The sequence below is a fragment of the Cupriavidus sp. CP313 genome (assembly GCF_054072015.1).
In genome coordinates this window covers 38462-46165 of the sequence record NZ_JBSVZB010000048.1, presented here as the reverse complement: position 1 = coordinate 46165, position 7704 = coordinate 38462, and the positions used below count along the sequence as shown (strand labels likewise).

Annotated in this window: 4 protein-coding genes and 1 pseudogene; 4 read left to right on the top strand and 1 reads right to left on the bottom strand. The window is 59.8% G+C overall.

Annotated features, from left to right (window positions below; genetic code table 11):
- Together uxuA and ACW4E8_RS37825 are read left to right on the top strand one after the other, a co-directional pair.
- A partial coding sequence (uxuA, locus tag ACW4E8_RS37830) for a mannonate dehydratase (RefSeq protein ID WP_456809151.1) occupies positions 1-967 on the top strand: 967 nt, incomplete at its 5' end.
- Positions 968-1015: 48 nt separating this feature from the next.
- Complete coding sequence (locus ACW4E8_RS37825) at positions 1016-2035, top strand: Bug family tripartite tricarboxylate transporter substrate binding protein (protein ID WP_456809150.1); 1020 nt, start codon at positions 1016-1018, stop codon at positions 2033-2035.
- A 1496-nt stretch (positions 2036-3531) separates the two neighbouring features.
- Here the strand turns inward: ACW4E8_RS37825 and ACW4E8_RS37820 are convergent.
- Positions 3532-3941, bottom strand: a pseudogene (locus ACW4E8_RS37820) (aldehyde dehydrogenase family protein).
- 181 nt (positions 3942-4122) lie between these two features.
- Between ACW4E8_RS37820 and ligD the strand changes: the two are divergent.
- The gene (ligD, locus tag ACW4E8_RS37815; RefSeq protein ID WP_456809149.1) at positions 4123-6657 is read left to right on the top strand and encodes a DNA ligase D; all 2535 of its coding nucleotides are present in this window, start codon (positions 4123-4125) and stop codon (positions 6655-6657) included.
- Positions 6658-6786: 129 nt separating this feature from the next.
- On the top strand, positions 6787-7698 hold the full coding sequence (gene ku / locus ACW4E8_RS37810) for a non-homologous end joining protein Ku (protein ID WP_456809148.1): 912 nt from the start codon (positions 6787-6789) through the stop codon (positions 7696-7698).
- Positions 7699-7704: the final 6 nt, after the last annotated feature.

Genomic DNA, 7704 nt, shown 5'->3' with positions numbered 1-7704 from the left:
GACACATATCGTCTCGGCCATCTACGACGAACCCGTTGGCGAGGTATGGCCGCTGGACAAGATCCTGGCGCTCAAGTCCACCATCGAGGCGACTGGCTTGCAGTTCAAGGTGGTCGAGTCAGTCCCGGTCCACGAGGACATCAAGCTCGGAAAGCCGACGCGCGAACCGCTGATCGCCAATTACCAGCAGAACATCCGGAACCTGGCCGCCGCTGGCATCGAAGTCATCTGCTACAACTTCATGCCGGTGTTCGACTGGACCCGTACAGAACTGGCGAAAAAGCTCGATGACGGCTCGACCTGCCTTGCCTTCAGCACCCGAGAGGTCGAACAGATCGACGTCAGCCAGGGCATCGCCCTGCCCGGCTGGGATTCCAGCTACCGGCCAGGGGAACTGCAGGCGCTGCTGGCCGAATACCACGGCATCGACGAAGCCAGGCTCTGGGAGCATCTGGAGCATTTCCTGCGCGCGATCATTCCCGTGGCCCAGGAGTGCGGCATCAAGATGGCCATCCATCCGGACGATCCGCCGCGCCCCATCTTCGGACTGCCGCGCATCGTCAAGAACCGCGACGACCTGGCACGCATCCTCAGGATCGTCGACACGCCGGCAAACGGCCTGACGTTGTGCTCGGGCTCGCTTGGCGCCGGTCCGCAGAACAACGTCGAGGCGCTGGTGCGCGAGTTCGGCGGCATGGGACGCATCCACTTCGCCCATATCCGCAACGTCAAGATCACTCCGGATGGGGACTTCGAGGAAACCGCCCACCTGTCGAGATGCGGATCGCTGGATATCGCCGCGATCGTCAAGGCGTACCACGACGTCGGCTTCCAGGGCTACTTCCGCCCCGACCACGGCCGCATGATCTGGGGCGAGACGGGCAAGCCGGGATACGGCCTCTATGACCGGGCACTCGGCGCGGTCTATATCAACGGGATGTGGGAAGCGATGGAGAAAGCGGGCTGAAGCGCCGTGCCACTGCAACCCTGTAAAAGACTTAACTGGAGACATGTCATGACAATTACCAAGCACTCTTTCGCGGCGTCGCGCCGTTCAGCGTTGATCCTGGGCATCGCGGCGCTCGGCCTCGGCACGTTGACCGCGACGGCAGCCTGGGCTCAGACCACCTGGCCGACCAAGCCGGTGACCCTGCTGGTCGGCTTCCCGCCCGGCGGCCAGACCGACTTCGCAGGACGCGTCTTGCTCAACGGCCTGCAGGCCTCGCTTGGCCAGCCCGTGGTCATCGACAACAAGGCCGGCGTGAACGGTAACATCGCGTCGATAGAGGTACTGCGTGCGGCGCCTGACGGCAACAAGCTGCTGGTGGGCAATGGCTCGATGACAATCACGCCGCACGTCTATACCAAGCTTGGCATCGTCGACCCTCAGAAGCTGACGCCAGTCGGCGTGCTGCTGCAGTCCCCGCTGGTCCTTGTGGTGCCTGCCAGTTCTCCCATCAAGACCTACGCGCAGTTCGTCGAGGAGGTGAAGGCGCGGGACAAGTCGGGCAAGACCGTCGACTATGGCTCAGGCGGCACCGGCGCGCTGCCGCATGTCACGATGGAACTGCTGCGCGAGCGCATGGGCGGGCCCAAGATGAACCATGTCCCGTACAAGGGCAGCAGCCCGGCGATGGTCGACCTGATGGCCGGACGCCTGGATGCGATGTTCGACGCGACATCGGTCGTCGCACCGTTCATCAAGTCGGGCCAGCTTCGCCCGCTGATGGTTACCGGATCCAAACGAGTGGCAATGATTCCGGATGTGCCGACGGCCACGGAGAGCGGCATCAAGGACTTCACCATCATCTCGTTCATCGGCCTGTATGGGCCGCCGGGCCTGAGCTCCGACATCGTCAAGAAGGCAAACAGTGCGATGAATGCGGCGCTGAAGGATCCGACCGTCATCAAGAACATCGTCGACCGCGGAGACGAGCCGGGCGGCGGCACTCCGGAGCAGCTCGCCACACTGACCCGGGCCCATTACAAGATGTGGGGCGAAGTGGTAAAGGCAAACAGCATCACGGCTGATTAAGACGGCGTAGGCGCTGATGGTGACCCATAACAGTCCCAAGCTGAATCGCGTCGCGACCGGCTACGCAACAAAGCCCAACCATCGGACCGTTCGCAGTGTCGGAATTTCGCATTGGATATGGCAGCGTAGTGCGGCCGACGCGCTACACTGCCCGAAACCTGCCTGGCTCAACCTGGAATCCAAGCCAACAAACCTGATACTTAGCTACGTTCCTGTGACGGCGGGCAAACGCGAGCTTTAAACGTATTGGAACGATCCCGCCGCAAGTAGACCAATCACGTTATACCTTTTCTGGCGGGTGACGACGCTTGACATAACAAATCAATTCAAGTCATGCAGCTCTCGCGGAGGTATACAGTAATGTCACACGTCGGCCGAGCACGAGCCGCCCGACGATAGGGCCGCCTTCCCCGTCTGGGAAGCTTCGGTGAGTGACCGCCCCGTTGGTCGGCTAGATACGGCAGCGACGGGGGATACTGGTCTCTGTGTTGGAAGAGTTGAGACGACCAGCACGCGGGCGAAGATAGCGCGTGGCTCGAATGACTGTCGGATTCATCCAAGCTATGGATGGTGGAAGGCTCCCTGCTCCATGAGTGCCAGGGGGCCTTCGGCTGTGCCCTGCTACTCTAAAGCGAGGATATCCTCACCTAAAAAACGTATGGAGATCTTCGATTGAGGATAGTAGGTTATTCCAGTGCATACACATCTGTATACCTCAATAGCTCGGAATAACCAGATGCTTACCTCGAATTTTGTTTGGATGAAGGGCAAGCATATCAATACCTGTACATGTGGACCGCTTCGCGGTCGGGCAGCCAGGACGTGCAGGTATCGAGGCGAACTGCCCCTCATTCCTGGTTGCAACTGCCTCTCCAATCCACACTGGCCCCAGGCTGGCTCTGTCTGGTACCCCTGGGCTCGCGTGCCAATGCGAAATGGAAAGCCGCTCACCGGCGCTTGGGCGGGGTATTACGCCCCAGCCATGGGCTGGGACGGATGCATGGAGCCTGCCGGCGTCAACAATCGCTGCTACCGCGATGGTGAGGGTCAAAAAAATCGCTGACCCGGACGGCCTTGCGCGCGGCTAGGAATGGTATCCCTTGCTATATCTCAGTAAGAATATCCTCACTGAAAAACATGTACATATCCTTACGGTAGGATATGTATTGGGTCATTCCTTCACGTCGCTTAAGCCGAGCAAAGCGCCCCGGAATAACCTGAGCATTCTCAGTTGCGCATAGTGCATCCGCGTAGCTCACAGATGTTTGCCGCTGCGCGGGCTAGCAGCCAGGTAAGGCGATGTTCAGTCTCCCGTTTCACCAGCCTTGCATACTCTTGCGAGCTGTGGCCCTCGTCTCAGGTCAGAAGGCTTTGAGGCACGTAAAGGGCACGGCTCTCCGTGAAGTCGAGTAGCCCCTCGCGTCCAGCCGCCCAAAACCCGATTGCTTCGCTCCACCGAACGGCACCAACGGGTCGACGTCAACGTGCTGGTTTATTCAAACGGTTCCGGCAACCAGGCGTAGCACAATCCGTTCTGCTTCTGCGACATCTTCACTCCAGACAGAGGCGCAGAGGCCTAGGCTTCCAGCGTTCGCCCGCGCAATGGCCCCCTCATCCGTCCGGAAAGACAGGATTGGCAGCACTGGCCCGAACGTCTCCTTGTCAACGAGAGCCGTGCCTTCCATCAAGCCGATAACGATGGTGCGATGAAGTATCCGGGACGGTCGAGGCTTTTGCCACCTGCCATGACCCAAGCTTGAGGGTCGGCGCGGACTTCGTTCAGCACAGCTCTCACCGATTCGAACTGCGCCTGATTCTGCACCGGACTGAGCTCGCTGGAAGGGTCGAATCCTTCGCCTATTTTAACGCTCCTCGCAGGCGACGCCGACCACCCGGTGATCTGCATCGCGCGCTGCTCGAGGACAGTCTGGTGGTGTCATAAAGGACTCGCAATCGAACGTCGACCGAGCCACATCAGCGCAATCCAGTGCTGCGGCAGGAGCGCAGCTACGGGAAGAGTCTCCTATCTGACCGTACTCGGCTGCCGGACCCTGGTTTTCCCGGCTGGACTCGCCGTAGACTAGGCTATGTCCGCCAACTCCGACCGGACGCGCCCGCCGCTGTCCAAGTACCAGAAGAAACGTGACTTCAATGTCACGCCGGAGCCCACGCCGCAGGCTGGCGGCCCTTCCGCCCCAAGCCAACACCTGTCGTTTGTTGTCCAAAAGCACTGGTCCGGGCGGCTGCACTACGACTTTCGACTCGAACTCGACGGGGTCCTGCTGAGTTGGGCCGTCCCTAAGGGGCCAAGCTATGACCCTCAGGAGAAGCGGATGGCCATCCATGTGGAAGACCATCCCATTGAGTACGCCGGTTTCCAAGGGATTATTCCCCCGAAGCAGTACGGAGCCGGAACAGTCATAGTGTGGGACCACGGAATTTGGGATCCTGTAGGCGACCCTCGCGAGGGGATGGAGGCCGGAAAGCTAGTTTTCCAGCTGCACGGGGAAAAGCTCGCTGGCCGCTGGGAGCTAGTGCGCATTTCAAAGCCCGACGACACGCAAGACCACTGGATGCTTTTCAAGAAGCGGGATGAGTGGGCGCAATCCCTTGCCGAGTATGACGTCATCAAAGCTCTGCCGGACAGTGTCGTCGACAAGCCCCTGGGCCCAATCGAGGAGCGCGAACCCAAATCCAGCCCCCGGGCTCCGCTCGGCGTGGAACCCGAAGTTGACCTCACCCTTGCAGTGGCCGCCGAGCTGCCGGTGAAGCTCAAGCCGCAACTCGCTACCCTGGCTGCGTCCCTACCGAAGGGGGACGGCTGGATAGTCGAGACGAAGTTCGACGGGTACCGCCTCCTTACTCGGATAGACAATGGCAGCGTCAGGCTTTTCACCAGTGGAGGACACGATTGGACAAGCAAGTTCAAAGGCCTTGCAGCCGGGTTGAAAGACCTGAGAGCCTCGAGCGCTTGGCTCGACGGTGAAATAGTTGTCCTCAAGGATGGCCTGCCTGATTTCAACGCTTTGCAGAATGCCATCGACGCAGCTCAGGGTGAGAGCATCGTCTACTTCCTCTTCGACCTTATCTACTTGGACGGGAAAGATTTGCGCAAGGTGCCATTGAGCTCCCGGCGAGCCATGCTGGCACAACTCGTCGGAGAGTCCGGCGAGCGAATTCGAACTAGCGAGCATTTCGACGCGCCACCGGCACAAATATTCAAGGCCGCATGCGATTTGGGGTTAGAGGGTCTGATGTTCAAACGGCGTGACGCGCCATACGTTTCGAGCAGGACTCAGACCTGGCTAAAAGCGAAGTGCATTCTTCGTCAAGAGTTCGTCGTCTGCGGCTTCACCGACCGAAACGCTGCGCCTCTCGAGGTCGGTAGCCTACTACTGGGCTACCACGTAGATGGCAAGCTCCGCTCTGCCGGCAGCGTCGGCACCGGCTGGGATGCCAAGACTGCAAGAGACTTGTGGGCGCGCCTGAAAGCGCTCGAGGTGCCCTCTCCATCGTTTGACCCGAAAACCGTCAAGCCGGGGCGCTGGTCCAAGCGCACTGTCGGTAGCGAACACTGGGTCCAGCCAGTACTGGTGGCGGAAGTCGCCTTCGCTGAGTGGACCGCTGACGGTCTTGTGCGACAGGCCTCGTTCAAAGGCTTGCGCACGGACAAGCCGGCAAGCGGAATCACCCGGGAGGCTGCCAAGACCGCAGCTTCAGCGCCGGCACCCAGTTCGGTGAAGGTGACTCATCCTGAACGGGTCATCGACCCGTCAACCGGCCTCACCAAACTCGACCTGGTTCGCTACTACGAAAGCGTAGCCGACTGGATGCTGCCCCACCTGAAGGACCGCCCACTATCGATGCTGCGCGCGCCCGATGGCATCGCCGAAGAACTGTTTTTCCAGAAGCACCCTGAGAGCAAGCTGCCGGGGCTCAAAGAACACGACGCCGCCTTGTGGCCGGGCCACGCTGCCTTGCTCACCGTCGACAACCTGGACGCGCTTGTATCCGCTGCTCAGATGAACGTGGTGGAGTTCCACACCTGGAACTCCACGGTCAAGCGCCTCGACAACCCTGACCGAGTCATCTTCGACCTGGACCCCGGCGAAGACCTGAAATGGCCGCACATGCTGGAAGCGGCGCTCCTTGTGCGCACGCTACTGACTGAACTAGGGCTCAACGCATGGTTGAAAACAAGTGGCGGCAAGGGGCTGCACATCGTGGTACCGCTCGCCCAGCGCATGGACTACGAGCATGTGAAGGGATTCTCCAAGGCCTTTGTGCAGCACCTGGTCCGCACGATTCCTGCGCGATTCACCGCCAAGTCCGGGCCTTCGAATCGCAAAGGCAAGGTGTTCGTCGACTACCTGCGCAACGGGATGGGTCAGACCACAGTTGCGGCATTCTCTGCCCGTGCCAGGCCAGGCTTGGGCGTGTCCATGCCAGTGTCGTGGGAGCAACTCATGTCACTGAAAAGTGGCGCACAGTGGACAGTCGCGACAACGCGGGAGTACCTCAGCTTCGAGACCAATGACCCTTGGGCAGAGTATTGGTCAACCAGGCAGACATTGACCTCCGCGATGAAGCGGCTAGGCTACACGCCCGCCTACAATAGCTGAGGTAGCTTCTGGAGTGCCGAGGTGAGAACTGAGGCTCACACGGAGCGTCTTCCTCGGAGTCGGCGCGTCCAGGAGGCTAGTGTATTGGCTGGCGCACTAGACCCCGGCCACCCTCGAAGGAGTGATTCAATGGCCGCTCGTTCAATCGCCTCCCTATCCCTTTCATTCGGGTTGGTCTCAATCCCCGTCAAGCTGTATTCCGCGACCGAGAGCGAAACTGCAGTCAGGTTCAATTTCCTCTGCCCGGATGGCTCCCGCGCCAAGCAGCAGTACATATCAGAGAAGACGGGTAAGCCCGTCGAGCGCGCAGACTTGCAGAAGGGATACGAATTTGACAAAGACCGCTTTGTGGTTTTCTCTCCTGAGGAGCTGAAGGCCTTGGAAGAAGGCGCCAGCCATGTTGTTGAAATCGTGGCGTTCATTCCTGAAAAGGCCGTCGACCCTATTTACTACGACAAAGCCTACTTCATCGCTCCAGACAAGCGCGGCGGCAAGCCCTACAGCTTGCTCCAGAAGGCCATGGCCCAGAGTCAGCGCTGCGCCCTGGCCAAGTGGGCCTCCAAGGGAAAAACCCACATCGTGCAGGTTCGTCCTGCCGACGACGGGCTTGTGTTCCAACAGCTTCTCTTTGCGGATGAAGTCAGGTCTATCAAGGACCTGCACATCGAGCAAGTGGACGTTTCCGATGCTGAGCTGAAGTTGGCGCTGCAGATTATCGACCAGGCCACAGAAGAGAACTACGACCCGACGCAGTACGCAGACGAAGAAAAGAAGCGTGTTCTCAAAGCCATTGACGAGAAGATTGCGGGCAAGAACATTGTCACGCCCGAGCAGGTGGAGGTGTCCTCTACAGGCCAGGTAATTGACCTGATGGATGCTTTACGCGCGAGCCTGGCTAAAGGCGGCAAGGCCAAAGCGCCTGCCACCAAAACCAAGACTGCTGCCGCTGATGTCGCAGCCCTTGCCACGAAGGAGCGCAAAGGCGTAAAGCGCGCTGAGAAGGTTGAGGAACCAGCTGCTCGCGTACGGTCTCGCAAGTGACGCGCT

Excerpts from the sequence above, each read along its gene's own strand:
- ACW4E8_RS37825 (WP_456809150.1), top strand. The coding sequence starts at position 1,016 with ATGACAATTACCAAGCACTCTTTCGCGGCGTCGCGCCGTTCAGCGTTG.
- ku (WP_456809148.1), top strand. The coding sequence starts at position 6,787 with ATGGCCGCTCGTTCAATCGCCTCCCTATCCCTTTCATTCGGGTTGGTC.
- ligD (WP_456809149.1), top strand. The coding sequence starts at position 4,123 with ATGTCCGCCAACTCCGACCGGACGCGCCCGCCGCTGTCCAAGTACCAG.